Origin of the sequence: Sporomusa malonica, from assembly GCF_900176355.1 — a bacterium.
Lineage (GTDB): Bacteria > Bacillota > Negativicutes > Sporomusales > Sporomusaceae > Sporomusa > Sporomusa malonica.
The window spans coordinates 196943-221049 of sequence record NZ_FWXI01000006.1 but is presented as its reverse complement, the minus strand read 5'-3'; the positions used below and the strand labels follow the sequence as shown (position 1 = coordinate 221049).

Genomic DNA, 24107 nt, shown 5'->3' with positions numbered 1-24107 from the left:
ATATATGGTTTTTGAAAGTTTAGCCGATAAGCTTCAGCAGACTTTTAAGAAGTTACGGGGAAGAGGCAAGCTGTCGGAAAGTGATGTTACTGAGGCCCTTAAAGAGGTGAGGATGGCTCTCTTAGAGGCCGATGTTAACTTTAAAGTAGTAAAGGATTTAGTAGCCAAAATTAAAGAGCGGGCAATAGGTCAGGAAGTGCTAGAAAGCCTAACACCCGCACAGCATGTTATAAAGATTGTAAATGAGGAACTTACCAACTTAATGGGCGGTACACAAAGCCGTATCGCCATTGCCTCCCGCCCACCAACAGTCATTATGCTGGTTGGTCTCCAGGGTGCAGGTAAGACCACAACAGCTGGTAAACTGGCACATCTGTTAAAACGTCAAGGTAAACGCCCACTCATGGTAGCTGCTGATATTTATCGCCCTGCGGCTATAAAACAGTTGGAGGTTTTGGGTGAAAAACTTGAGATTCCAGTGTTCACTATGGGGCAGGAAAACCCGGTTAACATAGCCAAGAAAGCCGTTGACCAGGCGCTAATGATGGCTCGTGATATAGTGATTATTGACACCGCTGGCCGCCTGCATATTAATGAAGAGCTCATGAATGAGCTCAAATCCATAAAGCAGACAGTCAAGCCGCATGAAATATTGCTGGTAGTTGATGCGATGACTGGTCAGGACGCAGTCAATGTTGCCGAGACCTTTAACAAAGACCTTGGCCTTGATGGTGTTATCCTAACTAAGCTTGATGGTGATGCCCGTGGTGGTGCAGCGCTCTCGATCAAAGCTGTTACTGGCCAACCAATAAAGTTTGCCGGCATGGGCGAGAAACTAGATGCTTTGGAGCCTTTCCATCCTGATCGTATGGCATCGCGCATTTTGGGTATGGGTGATGTACTAAGTCTTATTGAAAAGGCTGAGTCTGCCATCAACCTCGAAAAAGCCCAGGAAATGCAGAAAAAACTTCGTAAAGAAGATTTTACGTTAGATGATTTCCTAGAACAGATTGAACAAGTCCGTAAATTAGGGCCACTAGATCAAATTTTGGGCATGCTGCCTGGTATGGGCAAGCTTAAACAGCTTCAGGGGATGGATATCGATGATAAAGAAGTCAAACATATCATTGCTATTATCCGCTCAATGACAGCAAAAGAGCGCCGTGACCCATCAATTATTAATGGCAGTCGGCGAAAACGGATTGCTCTTGGCAGTGGCACACGGGTTCAAGATGTCAATAGGTTACTAAAACAGTTTGGTGAAGCCAAAAAGATGATGAAGCGCATCCAGGAAATGCAAAAAAGCGGTAAAAAACCTAGCTTTAAGCTTCCCTTTATGTCCTAATTATCTCAAATAAATTAAATTGGTTAGATACTTTGTGAAGGAGGTGACTTAATAATGGCAGTAAAAATTCGCTTAAAACGTATGGGCGCAAAAAAACGTCCTTTTTACCGTGTAGTAGTATCTGATTCTCGTTCGCCGCGTGACGGACGCTTTATTGAAAATCTGGGTCATTACGACTCTACTACTGAACCAGCAGTTATCAAGATTGACGAGGAAAAAGCCATTGAGTGGCTGCAAAAAGGCGCTCAACCTACTGATACTGTTAAAAATCTGCTCAGCAAAACCGGCATCCTGAAAAAATGGGATGAAGTAAAGCGCTCGAAGAAAGAAGCGTAAGAAACGAGGCGAGATAACTACATGAAAGAACTAGTCGAAGTTATCGCCAAAGCGTTAGTGAAAAATCCGGAACAAGTCAATGTTAATGAGACAACCGATAATTCGGGTACAGTCTATGAACTGCATGTGGCCTCTGAAGATATGGGGAAGATAATTGGCAAACAAGGCCGTATTGCCAAAGCGATCCGCACTGTGGTTAAAGCTGCCGCCACCCGGGAAAACAAACGAGTAATGGTGGAAATACTATAATTAAGCTGTTAATCTGACAACCGAAGGGGTGGAACTTATGGCTAGCATTGAGAACTTGACAATTAAGTGTCCGGTGACCATTAAGGCTAAAGTAACAGAAGATCTTAAAGCCCAATTGGCGGCTGAAATTCAGGAAGCCATCAAGAAAGCTGATTTAGAACTTCAGCAAATCGAATTTCATGCCAAGCGCATGATGTCTGAACAGGCAAAACAAGACGCCCAAGGACTTGTAGGCTTACGTCAACAGATTGACGCCGAACGTCAAAAGCGTTTTGAGTTTAAAAATCATATGCTGGAAAAACTAAAAGAAACAGCACAACTGGAAATCGGTGCGGAAATCGTTCAGGGTACTATGGATCGAGTCGTTGCAGTAAGTGTTGGTGATGACCTCCACAAGCTGATGGCAACAGAGATTTTGCTGGAAGATGGCAAAATCGTTGCTTTCCGTAGCTAATATGCCTGAAAAAGATTTGATAACCATCGGTAAAATTGTTGCCCCGCACGGTGTGCGGGGTGACGTTCGTATATTCCCGCTTACTGATTTCCCTGATCGATTCCATGACCTTAAAGCAGTTTTTGTTGATGATGTTGGGCAACTCCAACTAGAGTCAGCCAGACCGCACAAAAAGTTTATCTTACTCAAATTTGCCGGAATTGATACTATGGATGACGCCGCGCGCTTGAGTGGTAAACTGATTAAAATTGGGCGGAAAGATGCAGTTAAACTGCCTGAAGGACAATACTATGTTTTCGATATTATCGGCCTCAACGTATTTACTGAAGATGGTGAGCCGCTAGGCGTGATAACCGATGTGTTGCAGCCAGGCAGCAATGATGTGTATGTTGTTGAGCAGCCTGACAAACGAGAACTGCTGCTACCGGCTATTAAAGACGTTGTTAAGAAAATTGATATTGCCGGCAAGCAGATGGTGGTAAAACTTCAGGAAGAAATGGACTAACAGAGGGCATTTATGCGTATTGATATTATTTCGCTGTTTCCGGAGATGTTTACCGGTCCACTAGGACATAGTATTCTAAAACGGGCGCAGAGCCGAGGGCTTATATCTGTCCAAGTAACCAATCCCCGGGATTTTACATATGACAAGCATCATATCGTAGATGACTGTCCTTTTGGTGGCGGGTCAGGTATGGTCATGAAACCAGATCCTATATTCCGTGCTGTGGAAAGCGTAGTGAGTGCGAGCAGTGCCTCTCGTAAGCGGATCATTCTGATGTGCCCAAGTGGACAGGTTTTTGATCAAGCTAAAGCTCGGGAGCTTGCCGGGTATGAGCAGCTTATATTTGTCTGTGGTCATTATGAAGGTATCGATGCGAGGATACGCGAGCATGTAGTCCATGAGGCTATTTCAATTGGTGATTATGTGCTGACAGGTGGAGAACTGCCTGCGATGGTCATTACCGATGCAGTAGCGCGTATGATTCCGGGAGTGCTTGGTGCCGATGACGGAGCACAGCAGGACTCCTTCTATAACGGGTTGCTGGAATACCCGCAGTATACCAGGCCGCGAGAGTTTAACGGCTGGGAAGTGCCTGAAATACTACTTTCAGGTGATCATGCCAAAATTGAAAAATGGCGGCAGAAAGAATCACTTAAGGCAACACTGGAGCGTCGACCTGACTTGATGGATAAGGTTGAATTAAGCTCCCAAGATTATAAGCTGCTAGAGGAAATAAAGTCTGAGCAGGCCGGAGGCTGAATATGGCATTGCCTGTATATTTAGGGTTAGTACATTACCCCATTTATAATAAAAATAATGAGATAGTTACGACCGCTATTACTAATTTTGATATCCATGATATTGCCCGTACGGCCCGAACATATGACTTGCTGAAATATTTTGTTATTCATCCACTTGATACCCAAAAGGCTTTGGCTGAGGAGATTATCAGTTACTGGCAGGATGGCTATGGCGGACAGTATAATCCTGACCGCAAGGAAGCGTTGAGTATAGTGGAGGTTATCCCAGATATTGCTACAGCAGTTGATTATATTACGGCCAGAGAAGGTGCAAAACCCCTGATTGTCACTACTGATGCACGTAAGTATGCAAATACGGTTTCTTATGTCAGGCTTCGGCAAGAAATAAGTGATACCGGCAGACCTTGCCTGCTCTTGTTTGGTACCGGCTGGGGCATGGAAAATTCAGTAATGAAGCAGTTTGATTATATACTAGAACCTATCTATGGACCAGGAAGCTACAATCATTTACCTGTTCGTGCAGCAGTAGCAATCATTCTTGATCGTCTGTTAGGCGAATATTGGTGGGAAAATGCTTAAATACAGCATTTTAATTTGAGTTACTGGGGAATATGTGGTATAATACTTTTTGTGTAATACGGACGGTCCTCTGCATCATGGTATGAACGTCTGATATAAGGAGGAAAATAAGTGAATATTATTCAAATTTTGGAGCAAGAACAACTGCGGCAGGATATCCCGTCCTTCAAGCCAGGCGACACAGTGCGCGTGCATGTAAAGGTTGTTGAGGGTAGCCGCGAACGTATTCAGGTTTTTGAAGGTGTAGTAATTAACCGTCAAGGCGGCGGTGTTCGCGAAACTTTCACAGTAAGACGCGTTTCCTACAATGTAGGTGTAGAACGTACATTCCCAGTACATTCTCCACGTATTGAAAAAATTGAAGTAATGCGCCGTGGTATTGTTCGCAGAGCTAAGCTTTACTATCTGCGCAACCTTACTGGTAAGGCAGCACGTATCAAGGAAAAACGCTAAAACCCGATGTGTTCAGGGACTGATTTCAGTCCCTTTTCTTCATATCTCTCACAGGGGTGAACGATCCCTATTCCGGAAGGAGGAAGGCTGTGAGTAATACCAACTTAGGCGAAGAAATAAAAGACTGGATAATATCGATTCTCATAGCCATCGTTTTGGCGTTTTTTATCCGGTATTTTATTGTAGAACTATATATGGTCGAAGGGCCGTCTATGAGGCCAACGCTGGTAAACGGCGAACGGCTTATTGTTAATAAGTTTATTTATCGGTTTAAGACTCCCGAACGGGGTGAGGTGCTGGTATTTCGATATCCCCGCGATCCCAGCCGCGATTTTATTAAGCGGGTAATCGCAGTAGCCGGGGATACTGTCGAGATAAAAGATGGCAGAGTTTTTCTTAATGGACAGCTTTTAAATGAGTCATACATATTGGAGCGTACCCGAGGCTCATATCCGGCATCTACGGTTCCAGAGGGGCACATCTATGTAATGGGTGACAATCGTAATAATTCCGAAGACAGCCGTTTTAAAGATGTTGGTTTTGTGCCGCTGGAGTTAATCAAAGGAAAAGCGGTTACAATTTTTTGGCCGCTTGACCACATAAAAACGTTGCCGTAACTATACACTATAATATTCGGTTTCTTAGCCCTGTAAGAAAGAGGATAAGAAAATCTAAGGCTTTTACCTTCGTCCTAAGGACTTGGCAAAAGCCAAGTTTTCTTTATCCTGTAGGAAAGTATAACTTTCCTACAGGATAAGGGCAACATCGGCTTCCGCTTTCGCCAAAGGCTCGGCGCAAGCCGTGTTTACTTTATTAAGGAGTGTGACTCAATGCACATTCACTGGTTTCCTGGCCATATGGCCAAAGCCCAGCGTATGATTAGCGCGCAGCTAAAACTTATTGATGTAGTGATTGAACTATTAGATGCTCGTATTCCCATAAGTAGTGCGAATCCCATTATTTCCGAGCTTGTCGGTGCCAAGCCTAAGGTAGTGGCTCTTAACAAGTCAGATTTAGCCGAACCGGCGCGTACCGCTGAGTGGATTCAGCATTTCCGGGGGATGGGCTTTACTACAGTCACTTTGGACGCTGCCAGTGGCAAGGGTTCTAAAGAACTGGTGAATAAGGTTGAACAAGAGGCTAGCGAAAAAATTGCCAAACTTGCGGCTAAAGGAATAAAAGGACGACCTGTAAGGGCTATGATTTTAGGTATTCCCAATGTAGGTAAATCCTCACTCATTAACCGGTTATTAGGCACAGCAACAGCTAAAACCGGAGATAGGCCTGGAGTAACCCGTGGTCAGCAGTGGCTAAAAGTTGGTAAGAACCTTGAATTATTGGACACTCCTGGTGTACTGTGGCCCAAGATGGATGATCAAGAAGTTGCTTTCAAATTAGCTGTAACTGGTGCAATTAAAGATGATATATATGATATGGAGAAAGTCATCTTAAAACTTTTAGGGATACTTAGAGAAAACTATAGTGATCGCCTGCGCGAACGATATAAATTAACCCAGGACCAATTACCTGAAGATATAGTCGAACTATTGGAACTAATCGGTTCCAAGCGGGGTTGCTTAAGAAGCGGTGGTGCAGTAGACTATGAAAAGGCCAGAAGGATCATTCTCACTGATTTTCGCTCAAACAAACTTGGTCAGTTTACACTGGACACCCCTGATCAACTAGAAATTAAGGAATCTGACCTGACACCAACAACAGAAAGACATTTTTGATATATAGAACATAGAAAGAACGGCTACAATTTGATAGCCGTTCTATTCTTTTGCTTAAAATAGGCAGGATTTGTGGTGTTTATCAAGAATACCTAAAGCATCTGAATTTGGAGGTAGTAATTTCTTGGATACAACACAGATGACAGTCGCGCAGATTACGGCGTTATTATCGCAGCAGGATATTTCATTACATATAATAAATCGGCTTAAGATCGATGCCCGTCTCTCAGTAAAACGTCTTGTCGATAAGTGGGAAGCCCGACGCCAGAATGCTCAGCGAGAGTGGGCGCGTATTCAGGCGTTATATGAATACGAGCGTCAATTAAAAACAAAAGGCCATAATCTGGTGGCAGGCGTTGACGAAGCCGGGCGCGGCCCATTAGCAGGTCCAGTGTTGGTTGCTGCTGTTATTTTGCCACTTGAATGTTATTTGCCAGGTTTAAATGATTCGAAAAAACTTACAGCCATACAGCGTGAACGGCTATATCAAGAAATAAAAAATGCGGCAATTGCTGTAAAAAGTTGTGTTGTGAGTGTTGAGACAATTGATGATATTAATATCTACCAAGCTACTATTGGTGGTATGTACAGTGCTATCTCCAGCCTGTCTCCGGCGCCTCAAGCTGTACTTGTTGACGCGGTTCCATTACCTAAGCTTGTTGTACCACATCAAGCTATTATTGGTGGTGATCAGGTTAGTGCTTCAATTGCAGCCGCGTCTATTATTGCTAAAGTAGAACGGGATCAAATAATGAATGAGCTTGATTCCATGTACCCAATGTATGGGTTTATCCGCCATAAAGGATATGGGACACAAGAACATATGGAAGCGCTTGCGAGATATGGACCATGCCCATACCATCGCCGGAGCTTTGCTCCGGTTAAGGCTGCTGATATATCTGATAGATAAACAACTGTTTGGCCACTAAGGGGATGATAAATGTGTCTGATCCAGAGCGTGATAAAATATCTAAAGCAGTTGCGATCACGTATGACGAACATGAGAATAAAGCGCCTAAAGTAGTAGCAAAAGGAATCGGCTTTACCGCTAGCAAAATTCTAAATCTGGCCAAAGAGCATGGAATTCCCATTTATCAGAATAAAACGCTCACAGGTATGTTGATGGCCGTTGAATTAGATCGTGAAGTACCGCCTGAGCTATACCAAGCGGTGGCTGAGGTTTTGGCCTATATTTACCGTTTGGATCAGCAAGTTGGGAAAAGGTCTAAATAAGCGGGCTGTGGAGGATACAATGAATCATATTGAGGTCGGGGATAAAGGAGAACAATCTGCTGCAAGATATTTGAGTAAGCAGGGCTATAAGATCATCGCTACTAAATTTCGCGCTAAAACTGGGGAAATAGATATCATAGCGAAAGATAAAGAATACTTGGTTTTTGTCGAAGTTAAGACTAGGCGTTCGACTGTATACGGGCTTCCGGCTGAAGCAGTCAATTTTAGAAAGCAACAGAAGATAATAAATACGGCACTGTGCTTTTTAAATCAGCGTGGGCTTACTGATATAGCCTGCAGATTTGATATTCTTGAAATATACTTGCTGCGGGGTACTATTCATTGTAATCATATTATAAATGCGTTTGGCAGCTAAGCAGCTGCGGGGGTAGCCAGTGTTTGCACAAACTTTTGGATCAACTACGTTAGGGCTAAATGGTGTATTAATCACAGTTGAGGTGGATATTGCTAATGGTATTCCCAGCCTGGATATAGTGGGATTGCCTGACACTGCTGTGCGTGAATCGCGGGAACGTGTACGCGCAGCCATTAAGAACTGTGGATTTGAGTTTCCAGCCCGCCGCATTACCGTGAATTTGGCTCCTGCCGATATTAAAAAAGATAGTTCAGGCCTAGACTTGCCTATAGCTGTAGGCATACTAGCAGCAAGTGGCCAGGTTAATCCGACGAATTGCCGGAGCCAGGTATTTGCCGGAGAACTTTCATTAGAGGGCAGGCTGCGGGGAATATCAGGCATATTGTCAATGGCGGCTAACTGCCCTCAATACAATATAGCAGAAATGATTGTGGCTCCAGAAAACGCCCAGGAAGCTGTACTGGCCGGGCACCTAACAGTTTATGCACCGGAATCATTAGCTCAGGTAATTGCCCATCTTTCAAGTGAGAAGTTACTGTCCCCTGTAGTTCCACGTTTGCCGGAATCCCAATTTGTTGATTCAACGCTTGATTTCGCTGATGTGCAGGGGCAGATTGTAGCCAAACGGGCGCTTGAGATTGCCGCTGCCGGCTTTCACAATGTCATGATGGTTGGCCCCCCGGGTTCGGGAAAAACAATGCTTGCCAGGCGTATACCATCAATACTGCCCGATATGACACCGCAAGAATCACTCGAAGTAACAAAAATCTATAGTGTTGCTGGGATGCTTAAGAATAATATTGGCTTAGTTACCGATAGACCCTTTCGCAGTCCGCATCATACGGTGTCAGTGGCAGGTATGATTGGTGGAGGAAGTATACCAAGGCCGGGGGAAGTTACTTTAAGCCATAACGGTGTACTGTTCTTAGACGAGTTGCCTGAATTTCCTCGAACAGTGCTGGAGGTACTGCGTCAGCCGCTTGAGGATGGCGAGGTTACCATTTCTCGAGTTAACGCTACTTTATCTTACCCTTCAAAGCTAATGCTTATCGCAGCATTAAATCCGTGTCCGTGCGGATTTTCTTCGGACCCGTCTAGGGAATGCTCTTGCACACCAAGCGATATACGCCGTTACCAGAAAAAGATTTCAGGACCTTTACTTGACCGACTTGATATAACAATCCATGTCCCGCGCCTTGAGTATAATGATTTAGTAAAAAATACACCGCAGGAACCGTCTGCTATTATCAGACGGAGGGTAGAGGTTGCAAGACTTATTCAACATGAACGTCTTAAAGGGTTCGGGCTCTATGCCAATGCGCAAATGCAACACAAACATATAAAAAGTCTGTGTCATCTAAAGCCTGATGCTGTACACCTGCTTAAGCAAGCTTTTACCCGGATGAATCTAAGCGCCCGTGGCTATGATAGGATAATAAAAGTGGCTCAGACGATTGCTGATTTGAGCGGGACGGCACAAATTGAAGCAACACATATTGCCGAAGCCATTCAATTTCGTAGTGATTTTCAAATTATTTCCAGGAAATAATTACCTAATGCTTAATGATATATTCAAATCTGTTAGATATTATAAATAAGAAGTTTTCTTTCTTCAAAATACAAAAGGAGGTTTTCTACGTGAACAAGTCAATATGGATTGTTATCGCCATAGTTGGGGCATTACTGGTAAGCGCTATGTTTAGTTACAACACATTGGTTAGTATGAATGAAAATGTTAATGGCAAATGGAGCCAGATTGAAAACCAGCTGCAACGGCGGGCTGATTTAATTCCCAACTTAGTTAATACCGTAAAAGGATATGCCGCACATGAACAACAAGCTATTCAAGCAGTTGCGGATGCGCGTGCCAAGCTGGCAGGAGCACAGGGGCCAGTAGGTAAGGCACAGGCCAATAGCGATCTAAACTCAGCGCTCAGCAGACTTTTGGTTGTTGCTGAAAACTATCCGAACCTTAAGGCAGACAAGAATTTCCGAGCGCTTATGGATGAGCTTAGTGGCACTGAAAATCGGATTGCTGTAGCGCGTAAAGACTATAACGATGCAGTTCAAGGATACAATGTAAAAATACGTGCGCTGCCGACAAGTTTGTTTGCCGGCATGATGGGATTTGGGCCCAAAGAATACTTCAAAGCAGACGAAGGTGCGAAACAAGTTCCCCAGGTTAAATTCTGATTGCCAAGCGAGGGGATAACTTATGAATAAAAGGCTGGCTTGGCTAGTTTTAGTAATCTATCTATTACTAGCAGGTGCTGTATTGGCTCAGCCCCAAATTCCTCCGGCACCGACGCATGGCATATATGTCCAAGACCACGCCGGAGTATTGGATTCGGAGACTAAGAGTAAAATCAATAGTTTAGGCAGTAAGTTGGCTGCGAAGACTAAAGCGCAGATTGTAGTGCTGACAGTCAAGTCACTCGAAGGAGCAGCTTTGGATGAGTATGCCCTAGAAGTGCTTAGAAGATGGGGGATCGGAGATAAGCAACTAAATAATGGTGTGTTGGTGTTGGTTGCCGTGAATGACCGACAGTCACGAATAGAAGTAGGCTATGGTTTAGAAGGGGCGCTTAATGACGCCAGGACCGGCGCTATTCAAGATGACTATATGATACCGTATTTTGCCACCAATGATTATAATAAAGGTATCTGGAATGGCTATCAGGCATTAGTTAGTATAACCGCTAAAGAGTATAATCTAGATATAAGCACCGATGCCAAACCGTCTAAGACTCGTTCTTCAGCTAATCAATCGTGGTGGGATACTCTGCCATGGTGGGCGCAATTTGCATTAGCAGCTGGTGTATTGGCGCTGCTTATTTTTGACTGGCTGTTTCTTGGCGGCAGTATCACGTATCTTATTCTTTCACTTTTACGATTCCGCGGTGGTGGTGGAAGTGGGGGCGGCGGCTACGGTGGCGGTTCAGGCGGCGGCGGTGGTTCCAGCCGGAAATGGTAGCAATGGTTAAAGTTTATAGCAATTGTAGGAGCAAAGGAAGTGATTTTCGTGGCAGAAATTTCGGTGTTGGACTGTTTTGCCAAGGTTGCTAACTATATTCCACAGCTAGTAAACGGCAAAGTAGGTGTGGTGGTTAGTAACCGAGAAAAGTGGTTGGTGTCTCATTCTATACCTGAACTCGAAGGCCAAGTAGTTGTTGGTGAGCTACTCAAACCAGGATCTGCTGCTTATAAAGCAATGCAGCAGAAACAGCGAGTAGTTGTTGAAGTTAGCAGCGAAGTTTACGGTATTCCCTATATAGCTATCAGCCTACCTGTATTTAACGATCAGGGGGAAATTATTGGAGCGGTAGCTGTCCACGAGTCACTGGAACGGCAAGAGTTGCTAGCCACTGCTGCTAAACAGTTATCTAATTCGGCGACACACATGTCTTCTTCCATCCAGTCCATTTTGGCTCAGGCTGAAGAGTTGGCAGCAAGCAGTCGATTTCTCAAGGACTTATCAACTGCAGCGAATAAAGAGGTTGCAGACACTGATTCAGTTGTCGGATTTATTAAAAACGTTGCTAGTCAAACAAACCTATTAGGACTAAACGCTGCAATTGAAGCAGCTAGAGTTGGTGAGATGGGCAGGGGGTTTGGCGTAGTAGCCGAAGAAGTGCGTAAGCTAGCTACCAACAGCGCCGGTTCAGCAACTCAAATTACTACAATTCTCAATAATATTAAACTATCAATTGAAAAAATTAGTACTGAGATAACCCAAATTGATTCGGTTACCGAGCACCAGGCGAACACTATTCAAGACCTGACTGCACACAGTCAAATGCTGATGGCTATGTCTGAGCAACTTGCTAATTTAGCATCTAACTTAAATAACAAATAAAAAAAGTGAAACAACCTTGAACCGGTTGTTTCACTTTTTTTATAGTCCTTATTCTACCAATGTCAACCGCGAATTAGGCCGATAACTTCGACCAACTTTAGCACTTGGCTGACCGTCTACCATAACAATGTCTGCAGTGAAGTTAATATTGTCATTATATAAACTGCTGCCAACAGCATAAACATCAACAGGCAGGTTAGCCGTTTCAAATTGCTGTATTCGCTCTGCAGTAAACCCACCTGACACCATTATTTTTACATGACCAAACCCTTCGCGGTCAAGGGCTTGACGTACATTGCTAACCAACTGTGGACAGACACCAGTTGGTTTAAATGTACCCATATGTGGCAATACTGATAAATCAACAAGATTATCGGCAGTATCGAGGCGAACTGCCCACAGCTTATTCCCCATTTCTCTGGCTACTGCCAAAGATGTTCCTACACAGTCATTAGAAAAATCGACAAGTGCTACCCGGTTTACCTGCGGATCAATATGAGTGTCAAAGGCTTTTGATGCCCGGACTGTGTCGCCGCCGTAAGCCGCAATTAAAGCATGTGGGATGGTGCCAAGCGCATCCGCGCCCCAGAGGGAACCATTAGCGGGAGTGGATACACCATAGACACCCCCAATATGTGCAGCATAACCGTCAGATGCCTGGACGGCATAATGGTCAAATCGGGAAGGAAAGAATAGCACCGGCTTGCCATTTGCTGCTTTAACTACTTTATGTACATTGGTTGCAATCTTAGTTTGGCGGGATAACGCTCCTAAATAAACTGTCTCTAAATGCGAAAAGTTCGCCAAATCGCCCTCGATTGTCATCACAGTTTCCCATGGCTCAATACGATCACCGTCATGCAATGCATGAATAATTAAATTATCAGGGTTATGAGCGCATTTTTTTATAATGGCGATGGCTTCATCAACACCGCATACGATTGCATGCTGGCGCTGAAAGACTTGCATTAGAACTCTCGGGTGGTGGTTATCTTTCACCAAGATTTCCTGGGTACGTAAGAAATAACTGTCGCTGAAATAGCCGTTTTTTATTTGCTCAACTGGGATCGAGAAAAGGTCAGGTGATAGACGTTGTTTCATTACAGGCCTCCTAGATATTGCAAATCTAATGATAAATTTCTGAAATTTGCATAATAATCTTTATTCTACATAATTTTATGATACAATAAAATTATATTTTGTCGCAATAGGGGAGGACACTAATGCAATATAATATGCGAGTAATTGAGATAAAAAATCAGGATCAGGCTCGAAAAGAACTGGGAAAAGTAAATTGTGACATTGCTGGGGCGGCTATTATGGCCAATAAGGCCGTGTATAAGACAATAAAAGTGGAAAACGTATTAAGTAAAGCGTCGCTTATTCTCAAGCAGACTTTTCTTTCTAAGGGCGGTGAGGCGTCAGTATCGCGGGGAGCGGCAGACTTTAGTGACCAATATACCGATGTGCTGTTAAGCGGTAGCTTAAAGCATTTTAAACAATGCATCCCGCAACTTAAAGTCCAGCCATGGGGCCTGAAAAAACTGGCTGAAGAATTAGAAGCAGTCATAGCGGCTGACGAAAAGTTTCCACAGCGAACCTATGAGTTAGGAGCGCATACATTATCTATCACTCCGGAAAAAACGTTGGTTATGGGCATTTTAAACTTTACGCCAGACTCGTTTTCAGATGGCGGAAGGTTTAATAATCTTGATGCGGCGCTAAAGCATGCTGAGCAGATGATTAAAGATGGTGCCGATATTATTGATATTGGCGCTGAATCTACCAGACCGTACGGCTCGGAGAAGATTTCGGACGAAGAAGAGTTAGACAGGCTGATGCCTGTGCTGGAAAAAGTGCTGACTATTTCTAGTGTACCTATTTCAATCGATACTTATAAAGCCAGTGTCGCCCGAGCCGCGCTTAAGGCTGGCGCACATATGATTAATGATATTTGGGGACTGCAGTTTAACCCAGAAATGGCTGCAATAGTTGCCGAATATGATGTTCCGGTTATCATCATGCATAATCAAGAAGGTACAGCATATCAGCGTGACATTATGTCTCATATTCTTGACTTTTTGCGTCACAGCATTGATATAGGTAAGGCAGCTGGCATAAATGCTGATAAAATTATTGTTGATCCAGGCATTGGATTTGGCAAAAAGCCGTCAGATAATCTTGTTGTAATGGCTCGGCTTGACGAGCTTACGTCCCTTGGATGTCCGATACTGTTAGGTACGTCGCGCAAGAAGTTCATCGGCGAAATTCTGGATGTACCACCCACCGATCGGGTAGAAGGGACAGGCGCTACCGTAGCCTTAGGAATTACGAAAGGCGCTAACATTGTCCGAGTGCATGACGTAAAAGCCATAGCTCGCATTGCGCGCATGACTGATGCCATGATAAATGCTAAATATCAGTAAGGGGGAACTATAGTGAGTCATAGAGTATCTTTAAAAAACATGGTGTTTTACGGCTTTCACGGTGTATATGAATTTGAACGAGAACTAGGACAGCGTTTCTATGTTGATCTCGATATGAAAGGTGATTTAAGCCAGGCTGGCAAAAGTGACAGGCTTGAGGAAACTGTAGATTATGTATCTATTTATAATCAAACAAAAGATATAGTAGAAAATCAACGTTTTCAACTTTTGGAAGCTTTGTCCTACCATATTGCTGAGGAAGTTTTGCGCGTGCACCCTCTTGTAGAGGAAGTTGCCGTGCGGGTGCGTAAGCCTTCAGTACCAATTGCTGCCGCGCTTGATTATGTTGAAGTCGAAGCTGTACGGAGACGTGGACAATGATTGCTTTGGGGCTGGGGTCTAATATTATCAGCAATAATACAACTAGGGAAGACAACATCGCTAATGCAATTAGGCGGTTAAGCGAGCAGCCTAATATTTCAATTGACAAGGTATCTTCATTATATGAGACAGAGCCGGTAGGACTTAAAGATCAGCCTAGTTTTCTTAATGCAGTCATTGCCATTGCGACTGACTTGCCGCCAGTAGAACTGCTCGATGTTTGTCTCAGAATTGAACGAGAGATGGGGCGGGTCCGGGAAGTGCGATGGGGTCCCCGTAACATTGATATTGACCTTTTGCTTTATCATAGTATAGAGATAGCTGTCGCCACGCTTGAACTGCCGCATCCCCGTATGCCTGACAGAAAATTTGTTTTAATTCCGTTGGCTGAGGTTGCAGGTAACTCTATTGTATATAGAGGTAAAACGGTACAAGAACTGTTGAAAGTAACTAGCGATGATAGCCAAGTTAGCCTACATGGCAATATAAAAGTTTCCTGGCAGGCGAAAGCAATTGGTTAAACATCGAGTTTTATTTATTAGTGCGCCAATAGGGGCAGGTCATATTAGAGCTGCGCAAGCTGTTAGTCAAATGCTTAAGGTCAACTACTCCTGCCACACTGAATTGTGCAACATATTTGACTTTTTTCATCCTGCCATTGGTCAGACAATACTTAAAACATATTTAAAAATACTTGATATTTTTCCTCAAGCCTATGGAACTATGTATGGTTGGGGCAATCAAAATAATCTGGCACTATTTGGCCGAGAATTGGTTAGTCAGGTTCTTGCTGGACGAATGCTAGATTATATTAATAAAATTCAACCATCAGTCATTGTATGCACTCATGCAACTCCGGCCGGAATGGTAGCTTGGCTCAAAAAAAAGTGTTTGGTCACAGTACCAACTGCGGCCATTATCACTGATTTTGTTGTTCACCGCCTATGGGTATATCCTGAATTTGACCATTATTTTGTAGCTCATTCCGCTATGGCTGAATACTTAAGTCAGCATGGTGTAGAGTCCACGTCTGTTGCTATTACCGGAATACCAGTTAGTGATAGCTTCATCCAGCCAAGTGACAAAGATCAAGTTCTTGACAAACTTGGGCTTACACGAGACCGGAAGACTATCCTAATTATGGGCGGCGGGGCTGGCGTTTTGCCAATGGATGAAATACTGAAACTATGCGCTCAAATTGACAGGCCTGTGCAACTTATAGCTGTAGCCGGAAAAAATCAACAGTTGTATCGAAAACTAGTTTTGCTCGAATCAGTTATTGGGCATCCGGTCAAAGTGCTAAGCTATGTAGATAATGTACACGAACTTATGAGTATTGCCGATTTATTAATCTCTAAACCTGGGGGCATGAGTGCGTCAGAAGCTTTGGCGATGGGAGTACCGCTTGTTATTTATCGTCCCATACCTGGCCAGGAAGAAGCCAATACTCGTTATTTACTAGGTAGCAGCGCGGCAGTTAGAGCAGATTCATTGTCAGAACTGAAGTCTATTTTAGTTAATTTATTATTTGAAGGCAATAATGATTTTATCAGCTTGCGCCAGCAGGCGGCTCTACTTGGCCGTCCTACTGCAGCTAAAGATATAGCAGATATTATTGCTAAAAAACTAATTTTTTGCTAAAAAAAATAAATATTTCTTAAAAATGCTGAAATTGGGACCTCGGACTCTTGACCTATGGATTTTATCCCAGTTATAATTGCTAGTATTAAGATTTACCAAACATTTCACTAGATGCTATTGGTTTTTCAATGCTAGCTAAATGTGGAGGAACTGGATATGGAACAATTTTACTTGGCTGCCCTACAGATGGTGCCAGGTATCGGCAGTTCACGCATTAAGGCCTTGGTTGATTATTTCAGTAGCGCCCGGCAGGCTTGGTTAGCTGATCAGGGCGATTTATTTTTATCCAAGTGTCTTGATAATACAGTTTGTAATAATTTACTTGGTCAGCGGGACAAGATAGATGTACATAGACTGGCTGAAATGTTATTCAAAAAAGGCATACTCCTCTGTAGTTTATTAGATGACAGCTATCCTATTTTATTGCGAAATACCTTCAATCCACCTTATGTGTTATATTACCGAGGCAGCTTGCCAACAAATGATAAGCTGGTGGCTATTGTCGGTTCACGTAAAGCTACGGTGTATGGTAAAAATGCTGCAAGTATGCTGGCTTCGGGCTTGGCGGCTGCCCATATAGGTGTTGTCAGCGGGGCTGCCAGAGGAATTGATACTGCCGCTCATCAAGGTGCTATGGAGCAAGGTTATACAATTGCCGTTCTGGGGTCGGGCGTAGATATTTCTTATCCTCCGGAGAATGCCAAACTGTTGGCTCATATTGCTGAAGCAGGTGCAGTCATCTCCGAGTATGCTCCAGGTGTGATGGCGCATCCAGGCCACTTTCCGGCGCGTAACCGTATTATTAATGGGTTGGCGCGCGGGGTTATTGTAATAGAAGCTGCCGAAAAGAGTGGAGCACTGATCACAGCTGACTTTGCCTTAGAAGAGGGGCGGGACGTTTTTGCTGTACCTGGAAGTATTTTTTCGGGTAGTAGTAAAGGGGCCAACAGACTCATAAAGCAGGGAGCCAAGCTAGTTGACAGTGCGTCTGACATTTTAGAAGAGTATGGATGGGAAACTGAGCAGACTAGCCAAGCAGGGGCTGTATTGTCTAATGACGAACAAGCTGTGTATAGTTTGCTGAATTATGAAGAGCCTATAGGGATTGAAGAAATTGTAACAAAATTGAATGTATTGCCGGCAACGGCTGCATATATATTATTGCAACTTTCATTACGGGGTTTGACGGTCGAACATAGCGGTCAACGCTATACCTCTGCCGTCAGGGAGGGAATTGAGTGAGTAAAGCTCTAGTTGTGGTAGAATCCCCGGCCAAAGCCAAGACAATAGAAAAATTTCTTGGGAAAAACTATACAGTTAAAGCCTCTATGGGACATTTGCGTGATCTGCCCAAGAGTCAGTTTGGTGTTAATATTGAACATGGTTTTGAACCGAAATATATTAACATCAGAGGTAAGGGCGAACTGATAAAAAGCTTGAAAGAAGCTGCCAAAAATGCTGATACAGTCTATCTGGCAACAGACCCTGACCGTGAAGGCGAGGCCATTGCCTGGCACTTAGCCCATATCCTTAATATTCCTGAGAATACTACTTGCCGGATTGAATTTAATGAAATTACTAAACCTGCTATTCAGCAGGCCGTAAAAAAACCGAGACCAATCAACCTACCTAGGGTTTATGCTCAGCAAGCTCGGCGAATACTTGACCGGATTGTGGGGTATAAACTGAGTCCGCTTTTATGGCGTAAAGTACGCAAAGGTCTTAGTGCAGGGCGGGTGCAGTCAGTTGCAGTCCGGCTCATCTGCGACAGAGAAAAAGAGATTCAGGCTTTTATTCCAGAAGAGTATTGGACAATAATCGCCAAACTCAAAGAAAAGACTAATTCCAAAGTATTTGATGCTGCATTAGTTTCAGTCGATGGCAAGAAACTAAATGTTACTAATGAGGTTCAGGCTGAAGATATTGTTGGCGAGTTAAATCAAGCAGAATATGTAGTTAGTGATGTTAAAAAACGGGAAAGGAAGCGTAATCCTTACCCGCCTTTTACCACTAGCAGTTTGCAGCAAGAAGCCTCCCGCAAACTTGGGTTTACATCTCGTAAAACTATGATGGTTGCCCAACAGCTGTATGAAGGACTTGATATCGGTCGTGCTGGTCAGGTGGGTCTCATTACCTATATGCGTACTGATTCAACTCGGGTATCTGAAACTGCTCAACAGGAAGCAAAAACTTATATTGAAAATAAGTTTGGACTCGATTATTTGCCGGATAAGCCTCCGGTTTACGCAAATAAAAAATCTCAAGATGCTCATGAGGCAGTTCGGCCCACTACATTGGATTTGCCACCAGACGCTATAAGCAAAAACTTGGCTAAAGACCAGTTAAAGCTCTATACTCTTATTTGGGAAAGATTTATTGCCAGCCAGATGACCCCTGCTGTCTATGATACTCTTACTATAGAGATTACTGCAGGGCGCTATAAACTAAAAGCTACTGGCTCACAGTTAAAGTTTCCAGGATTTTTGGCAGCTTTTAGTGGCGTAATCGGCAAAGGCAAAGAAGTAGAAGAAAACGCTGACAGTGATCTGGATAATGAAACTTCTTTGCCTGTCCTCACACCAGGGCAAGTTTTGAAACTGTATAAAATCGACCCTAAGCAGCACTTTACTGAACCGCCGCCACGTTATACTGAAGCGTCGTTAGTCAAAGTACTTGAGGAAAAAGGAATTGGACGGCCTAGCACGTATGCTCCAACAATTGAGACAATCGTTGATCGGGGTTATGTAGAACGGATTGATAAAAAATTCCAGCCTACAGAGCTGGGGTTTGTTGTACTTGACCTGCTAAAACAATATTTTGATAGAATTGTTGATGTTGAGTTCACTGCTGGAATGGAAGATAAACTAGATGATATCGCCGAAGGTGATGCATCTTGGCTAGGTGTTTTAGAACAATTTTATGATCCTTTTGCGAAAGAGTTAACGTTTGCAGAAGAAGCTATCGGCCATGTTGAACTGCCTGTTGAGGTATCTGATACTCCCTGTGAAAACTGTGGACAGATGATGGTCGTCAAGCAAGGGCGTTATGGAAATTTCTTGGCCTGCCCAGGTTTTCCCGCCTGCCGCAACACTAAGCCCATTTTAAAAGACACTGGGGTGAAGTGCCCTAAATGTAGTGGTGCAATTGTCGAGCGACAGACAAAGCGGCGGCGTGTCTTTTATGGCTGTGAAAACTACCCAGAGTGCGATTTTAATACCTGGGATATGCCATTGAAGGATAATTGCCAGGTATGCGGTGCATTCATGATTCGGCACAAATACAAAAATGGCGGTGTTGCTACAGTATGCAGCAATGAAGCATGTTCATCCCGGCAGACATCTGAGGGTAAAGAAGTAGCTAATAAAGCAGACAATAACGCAGATAATAAAGAAGAACAGGCAAAGTCAAAAAAGCCTGCTGCTAACCGGAGGAAAAAGAGTGGCTAAAGTTACTGTATTAGGGGCTGGTCTGGCCGGCAGTGAAGCTGCTTGGCAACTAGCTGAAGCCGGTGTAGATGTAGATTTATACGAAATGCGTCCTAAGGTTATGACACTTGCGCACCATACCGGTCTGTTTGCTGAATTGGTGTGTAGTAACTCGCTTAGGGCTGCTGCCATAGAAAACGCGGTTGGTCTCTTAAAAGAAGAAATGAGAAAGCTCAACTCGTTGGTTATGAAAGCGGCTGATGCTAACTGTGTACCGGCGGGCGGGGCGCTGGCAGTCGATCGAAGTGATTTTAGTCAGATGATTACAGGGACTCTCTGCAATCACCCCCGGATTACTATTAAAAATGTTGAGCTACTGGATATACCTGACGCCCGTCCATTAATTATTGCGACCGGTCCGTTGACATCTCCGGCTTTATCCAGCGCCATTGCCAATCTCACCGGTAGTGACTATCTATATTTTTATGATGCGGCTGCGCCAATTGTTACTGGTGAATCACTTGATATGAATATAATTTATCGAGCTTCCCGTTATGGCAAGGGTGATGATGACTACCTCAACTGCCCGATGACTAAAGAACAATATGAACTTTTTTGGCATGAACTAACTCATTCCGAGACGGCGCCGACTAAAGATTTCGAAAAGTTAGTAGTATTCGAAGGCTGTATGCCTATCGAGGCCATGGCTTCCAGGGGAATTGATACTATGCGATTTGGACCAATGAAACCTGTTGGTTTGAGACATCCTGAGACAGGTGAGATGCCATACGCCGTAGTTCAACTCCGACAGGATAACCTTGCAGCAACACTTTATAATATTGTTGGTTTTCAAACCCACCTCAAGTGGCCCGAACAACAGCGGGTATTCAGCCTTATACCTGGATTAGGGAATGCGGAATTTGTTCGCTTTGGAGTAATGCACCGGAATACGTTTATTAATTCGCCCAAAGCATTACTTCCTACCTTACAGATGAAAGCTCAGCCTCAGATTTTATTTGCTGGCCAGATTACCGGCGTTGAGGGCTATGTTGAATCAGCGGCAAGCGGCTTAGTAGCTGGTATTAATGCCGGCCGGATAGTACGGGATCAGGAGCCACTGGTGTTTCCAGACGAGACAGCTCACGGAGCTTTGTGCCGCTATATCACCCACGCAGATCCGGCTAGTTTTCAGCCTATGAATATAAATTTTGGTCTGTTGCCTCCGTTAGGGCATAAGATTAAAGATAAGAAGATCAAAAACAGGGCCATTGCAGACAGAGCGCTAGAGACGTTAAAAGAATTTATTTGAATAATTTGACAATAATGTTGCGCAATTTTCTCAAGTGTGTTAGTATAATAGTAATTTCCTCCAACCATCACCAGGGTAACAATTCGAAAGAATGATGAGAATGTCTAAAAGTAAACAACTGGATCAAATCGATCAACTATTAGATCAGTTTATATTATATCTAAGAATTGAAAAAAATGCCTCCCAGCACACTATCCACAACTATCAAAGAGATATTCTTCAGTTCGTGGAGTTTGTGTCTAGCCAGGTTGCTGACGATACGCTATTTATTAATACCACTCCGCTTTTAATCCGTAGTTATCTGGCTTATTTAAAATCGGAACAGTACGCCAAAGCGACCATTATGCGACGAATTGCGGCGCTTAGGTCGTTTTTCCGGTTTTTATGCCGGGAAAACATCGTAAGCCAGAACCCATTTAATGCGGTTAGGACGCCTAAATTGGAGAAAAGATTACCTGTTTTTCTTGACGCTAATGAAATCACTGAACTAATCGCTTTACCGGATCATAGCCCACTCGGTCTTCGGGATAGTGCGGTGCTTGAAATGCTGTACGCAACAGGTGTGCGAGTGAGTGAGCTTGCCGGTATCACCTTACCTGATATTGATTTTGCCGGACGAACGATTATTGTGTCAGGTAAAGGGGCTAAACAACGGATAGTGCTTATGGGCCGAAGGGCAGCTCAGACCTTGGATAACTATCTGTTTAGCGCCCGCCGCATATTGTGTGCGAATCCTGGCGAATATGCCCAACAAATGGGAAAAGTTCATGATCGCCTGTTCGTAAATAGCAGAGGTGGGCCACTCTCAGACCGGAGCATACGCCGGATTGTTGAAAAGTATGTTGAGGCATTGGCGCTCAAAAAAAATGTCAGTCCTCATACCATCCGTCATACTTTCGCTACACATCTGTTGGATAATGGTGCTGATCTGAGGTCTGTGCAAGAACTTTTGGGGCATGTCAATTTATCTACTACTCAACTTTATACACATGTAACGACGGAACGACTCAAAGCAAATTACAAAAAATTTCACCCGCGTTCCTAAATTTCCTCGGAGGTGATACTCATGTTTCATGCTACAACGATTGTCGCGGTTTGCCATCAGGGGAAGACAGCTATTGCTGGTGACGGACAGGTTACTTTTGGTCAGAATACAGTAATGAAGCATAACGCTAAAAAGGTCCGCCGACTTTACCATGGTAAAGTTTTAGCCGGATTCGCCGGTTCGGTAGCTGATGCGTTTACTTTATTTGCAAAATTTGAGGGAAAGCTTGAAGAGTTTAACGGCAACATGATGAGAGCTGCAGTTGAACTTGCTAAGGAGTGGCGGTCGGATAGAGTCTTAAGGCGCTTAGAGGCACTTCTCATTGTTGTTGATGCAGAACATCTTCTTATCATATCCGGTAATGGTGAAGTTATTGAGCCAGATGATGGCGTTACTGCTATCGGTTCTGGCGGGCCCTATGCACTTGCTGCTGCCAGAGCTTTAGTGCAGCACTCTGCACTAAATGCCACTGATATTGCTCGAGCTGCGCTAGAAATTGCCGCCAGCATTTGCGTTTACACTAATGACCATATTACCGTTGAAGAGTTATAGTTTAAAGGGGGGATGATTTTGCTGGAACTTACACCAAAGGAAATAGTCAATGAATTAAATAAATACATAATTGGTCAACAGCAAGCAAAAAAATCGGTAGCCGTGGCTCTCAGAAATCGTTGGCGTAGTAAGAAATTGCCAGCAGAACTTAAAGAAGAGATTATCCCTAAAAATATTTTAATGATTGGTCCTACAGGTGTAGGTAAAACAGAAATTGCCCGGCGTTTAGCTAAACTTGTGAATGCACCTTTTGTTAAAGTGGAAGCGACCAAGTTTACTGAAATAGGATATGTTGGGCGCGATGTGGAATCTATGGTGCGTGATTTGGTTGAAACATCAATCCGGATGGTTAAACAACATAAGATGATTGAAGTAAATGACAAAGCCAAGGAGTTGGCTGATGAGCGTATTCTCGATCACTTTGTTCCACCGGTGAAAAAAGAAGCGACCCGCAACCCGTTTGAAATGCTGTTTTCCGGCGGTATGGGAGCCAACCAGGAAAAGCCACCTGAGCCAGAGGTATCACAACAGTCTTTTAGCACTGGCCGCGAATGGTGGCGAAAGCGTCTTGGTAGTGGTGAACTTGAAGATGAGCTTATCGAAATCACAGTAGAGGATGCTACCCAGCCAGCAATGGGGATGTTTGCCGGAACCGGAATTGAAGAAATGGGCATGAATATCCAAGATATGCTCGGAAATCTAATTCCCAAGAAACAAAAGAAACGCAAAGTAACAGTAGCTAACGCCCGTAAAATTTTTATCCAGGAAGAAGCACAGAAATTAATTGATATGGATGAAGTTACGACTAGTGCAGTTAGCTTAGCAGAAAACTACGGCATTATCTTTCTAGATGAGATTGACAAAATAGCCGGAAGAGGTCACAGTTCGGGCCCTGATGTTTCTAGGGAAGGGGTTCAGCGCGACATCCTGCCAATTGTCGAAGGATCTACAGTTGTCACCAAATATGGTCCGGTGAAGACTGACCATATCTTATTTATCGCCGCTGGCGCTTTTCATGTTTCTAAGCCTTCTGACTTGATACCTGAATTGCAAGGACGTTTTCCCATACGGGTTGAACTGACTAACCTGTCAAAAGAAGATTTTCGCCAAATACTTACCGAGCCGGCTAATGCGTTAATAAAGCAATATATTAGCCTGCTAGAAACCGAAGGTATAAAAATTGAGTTTACCGAGGACGCTATTGATGAATTGGCTGACATCGCTTGCAGAGTAAACATCCAGACTGAAAACATCGGCGCCCGCCGTTTGCATACTGTGTTGGAGAAACTCTTGGAAGACTTGGCTTTTGACGCTCCAGATGCTGTTGAGCGCTTTGTTATTATCAATCGCGAGTATGTGAAGTCTAAACTGGATCATATAGTTGTTAATCAAGACTTAAGTCACTATATTTTATAGCATCATTTGTTTTAATTATGAAAGGTGGGGGA

General features: G+C 43.7%; 28 protein-coding genes. 27 read left to right on the top strand and 1 reads right to left on the bottom strand.

Going from position 1 to position 24107, the window contains the following annotated elements; genetic code table 11:
• Nucleotides 1–4: 4 nt before the first annotated feature.
• The 17 genes from ffh (at nucleotide 5) to B9A22_RS09315 (ending at nucleotide 11880) form a co-directional block, all read left to right on the top strand.
• Nucleotides 5–1345, top strand: coding sequence for a signal recognition particle protein (gene ffh, locus B9A22_RS09395; RefSeq protein ID WP_084575461.1), 1341 nt, complete (start codon nucleotides 5–7; stop codon nucleotides 1343–1345).
• 54 nt (nucleotides 1346–1399) lie between these two features.
• A complete protein-coding gene (rpsP, locus tag B9A22_RS09390) occupies nucleotides 1400–1681 on the top strand; it encodes a 30S ribosomal protein S16 (protein ID WP_084575460.1) in 282 nt (93 codons plus the stop codon).
• Nucleotides 1682–1702: 21 nt separating this feature from the next.
• Nucleotides 1703–1930 (top strand): KH domain-containing protein, encoded by a 228-nt coding sequence (locus tag B9A22_RS09385; protein WP_084575459.1) that lies wholly within the window; start codon nucleotides 1703–1705, stop codon nucleotides 1928–1930.
• Nucleotides 1931–1967: 37 nt separating this feature from the next.
• Entirely contained in the window at nucleotides 1968–2384 is a 417-nt protein-coding gene (locus tag B9A22_RS09380; RefSeq protein ID WP_245823916.1) for a YlqD family protein, read from the top strand.
• Nucleotides 2356–2889, top strand: coding sequence for a ribosome maturation factor RimM (gene rimM / locus B9A22_RS09375; protein ID WP_084575458.1), 534 nt, complete (start codon nucleotides 2356–2358; stop codon nucleotides 2887–2889). Before B9A22_RS09380 ends, rimM begins: the two co-directional genes overlap by 29 nt.
• Nucleotides 2890–2901: 12 nt before the next feature.
• On the top strand, nucleotides 2902–3648 hold the full coding sequence (gene trmD, locus B9A22_RS09370) for a tRNA (guanosine(37)-N1)-methyltransferase TrmD (protein ID WP_084575457.1): 747 nt from the start codon (nucleotides 2902–2904) through the stop codon (nucleotides 3646–3648).
• A gap of 2 nt (nucleotides 3649–3650) precedes the next feature.
• The gene (locus B9A22_RS09365; RefSeq protein ID WP_084575456.1) at nucleotides 3651–4229 is read left to right on the top strand and encodes an RNA methyltransferase; all 579 of its coding nucleotides are present in this window, start codon (nucleotides 3651–3653) and stop codon (nucleotides 4227–4229) included.
• Nucleotides 4230–4340: 111 nt separating this feature from the next.
• Nucleotides 4341–4682: a 50S ribosomal protein L19 gene (gene rplS / locus B9A22_RS09360; RefSeq protein WP_084575455.1), complete on the top strand. Its 342-nt coding sequence runs from the start codon at nucleotides 4341–4343 to the stop codon at nucleotides 4680–4682.
• A gap of 89 nt (nucleotides 4683–4771) precedes the next feature.
• The gene (gene lepB / locus B9A22_RS09355) at nucleotides 4772–5299 is read left to right on the top strand and encodes a signal peptidase I (protein WP_084575454.1); all 528 of its coding nucleotides are present in this window, start codon (nucleotides 4772–4774) and stop codon (nucleotides 5297–5299) included.
• A 213-nt stretch (nucleotides 5300–5512) separates the two neighbouring features.
• Nucleotides 5513–6415 carry a ribosome biogenesis GTPase YlqF gene (gene ylqF, locus B9A22_RS09350; RefSeq protein WP_084575453.1) on the top strand — a complete coding sequence of 301 codons (903 nt, stop codon included), beginning with the start codon at nucleotides 5513–5515 and terminating at the stop codon, nucleotides 6413–6415.
• A gap of 124 nt (nucleotides 6416–6539) precedes the next feature.
• Complete coding sequence (locus B9A22_RS09345) at nucleotides 6540–7325, top strand: ribonuclease HII (protein WP_084575452.1); 786 nt, start codon at nucleotides 6540–6542, stop codon at nucleotides 7323–7325.
• Between the two features lie 23 nt (nucleotides 7326–7348).
• A complete protein-coding gene (locus B9A22_RS09340; RefSeq protein ID WP_084575451.1) occupies nucleotides 7349–7648 on the top strand; it encodes an EscU/YscU/HrcU family type III secretion system export apparatus switch protein in 300 nt (99 codons plus the stop codon).
• A 19-nt stretch (nucleotides 7649–7667) separates the two neighbouring features.
• Nucleotides 7668–8024 carry a YraN family protein gene (locus B9A22_RS09335; RefSeq protein WP_084575450.1) on the top strand — a complete coding sequence of 119 codons (357 nt, stop codon included), beginning with the start codon at nucleotides 7668–7670 and terminating at the stop codon, nucleotides 8022–8024.
• Nucleotides 8025–8043: 19 nt separating this feature from the next.
• On the top strand, nucleotides 8044–9573 hold the full coding sequence (locus tag B9A22_RS09330; RefSeq protein ID WP_084575449.1) for a YifB family Mg chelatase-like AAA ATPase: 1530 nt from the start codon (nucleotides 8044–8046) through the stop codon (nucleotides 9571–9573).
• A gap of 89 nt (nucleotides 9574–9662) precedes the next feature.
• Nucleotides 9663–10217, top strand: coding sequence for a LemA family protein (locus B9A22_RS09325; RefSeq protein WP_084575448.1), 555 nt, complete (start codon nucleotides 9663–9665; stop codon nucleotides 10215–10217).
• A gap of 22 nt (nucleotides 10218–10239) precedes the next feature.
• A complete protein-coding gene (locus B9A22_RS09320) occupies nucleotides 10240–10998 on the top strand; it encodes a TPM domain-containing protein (RefSeq protein ID WP_084575447.1) in 759 nt (252 codons plus the stop codon).
• A gap of 39 nt (nucleotides 10999–11037) precedes the next feature.
• Nucleotides 11038–11880, top strand: coding sequence for a methyl-accepting chemotaxis protein (locus B9A22_RS09315; RefSeq protein WP_245823914.1), 843 nt, complete (start codon nucleotides 11038–11040; stop codon nucleotides 11878–11880).
• A gap of 48 nt (nucleotides 11881–11928) precedes the next feature.
• Here the strand turns inward: B9A22_RS09315 and B9A22_RS09310 are convergent, their stop codons facing one another.
• Nucleotides 11929–12981: a nicotinate phosphoribosyltransferase gene (locus tag B9A22_RS09310; RefSeq protein ID WP_084575446.1), complete on the bottom strand. Its 1053-nt coding sequence runs from the start codon at nucleotides 12979–12981 to the stop codon at nucleotides 11929–11931.
• A 122-nt stretch (nucleotides 12982–13103) separates the two neighbouring features.
• On the opposite strand from B9A22_RS09310, the gene folP reads away from it, so the two are divergent.
• The 10 genes from folP (at nucleotide 13104) to hslU (ending at nucleotide 24075) form a co-directional block, all read left to right on the top strand.
• Nucleotides 13104–14306, top strand: a complete 1203-nt coding sequence (folP, locus tag B9A22_RS09305) for a dihydropteroate synthase (protein ID WP_084575445.1) — start codon at nucleotides 13104–13106, stop codon at nucleotides 14304–14306.
• Nucleotides 14307–14318: 12 nt separating this feature from the next.
• On the top strand, nucleotides 14319–14687 hold the full coding sequence (folB, locus tag B9A22_RS09300) for a dihydroneopterin aldolase (protein ID WP_342747820.1): 369 nt from the start codon (nucleotides 14319–14321) through the stop codon (nucleotides 14685–14687).
• Entirely contained in the window at nucleotides 14684–15208 is a 525-nt protein-coding gene (folK, locus tag B9A22_RS09295; RefSeq protein WP_084575443.1) for a 2-amino-4-hydroxy-6-hydroxymethyldihydropteridine diphosphokinase, read from the top strand. Before folB ends, folK begins: the two co-directional genes overlap by 4 nt.
• Nucleotides 15201–16328, top strand: a complete 1128-nt coding sequence (locus B9A22_RS09290; protein ID WP_084575442.1) for an MGDG synthase family glycosyltransferase — start codon at nucleotides 15201–15203, stop codon at nucleotides 16326–16328. The genes folK and B9A22_RS09290 overlap by 8 nt, the downstream gene beginning before the upstream one ends.
• Before the next feature lie 156 nt (nucleotides 16329–16484).
• Nucleotides 16485–17570: a DNA-processing protein DprA gene (gene dprA / locus B9A22_RS09285; RefSeq protein WP_084575441.1), complete on the top strand. Its 1086-nt coding sequence runs from the start codon at nucleotides 16485–16487 to the stop codon at nucleotides 17568–17570.
• The gene (topA, locus tag B9A22_RS09280) at nucleotides 17567–19774 is read left to right on the top strand and encodes a type I DNA topoisomerase (RefSeq protein WP_084575440.1); all 2208 of its coding nucleotides are present in this window, start codon (nucleotides 17567–17569) and stop codon (nucleotides 19772–19774) included. The genes dprA and topA overlap by 4 nt, the downstream gene beginning before the upstream one ends.
• Nucleotides 19767–21062: a methylenetetrahydrofolate--tRNA-(uracil(54)-C(5))-methyltransferase (FADH(2)-oxidizing) TrmFO gene (gene trmFO / locus B9A22_RS09275; protein WP_084575439.1), complete on the top strand. Its 1296-nt coding sequence runs from the start codon at nucleotides 19767–19769 to the stop codon at nucleotides 21060–21062. Before topA ends, trmFO begins: the two co-directional genes overlap by 8 nt.
• Before the next feature lie 100 nt (nucleotides 21063–21162).
• Nucleotides 21163–22107, top strand: a complete 945-nt coding sequence (gene xerC, locus B9A22_RS09270; protein WP_217805915.1) for a tyrosine recombinase XerC — start codon at nucleotides 21163–21165, stop codon at nucleotides 22105–22107.
• 21 nt (nucleotides 22108–22128) lie between these two features.
• Nucleotides 22129–22659: an ATP-dependent protease subunit HslV gene (gene hslV / locus B9A22_RS09265; protein ID WP_084575438.1), complete on the top strand. Its 531-nt coding sequence runs from the start codon at nucleotides 22129–22131 to the stop codon at nucleotides 22657–22659.
• A gap of 12 nt (nucleotides 22660–22671) precedes the next feature.
• Nucleotides 22672–24075, top strand: a complete 1404-nt coding sequence (hslU, locus tag B9A22_RS09260; RefSeq protein WP_281252377.1) for an ATP-dependent protease ATPase subunit HslU — start codon at nucleotides 22672–22674, stop codon at nucleotides 24073–24075.
• Nucleotides 24076–24107: the final 32 nt, after the last annotated feature.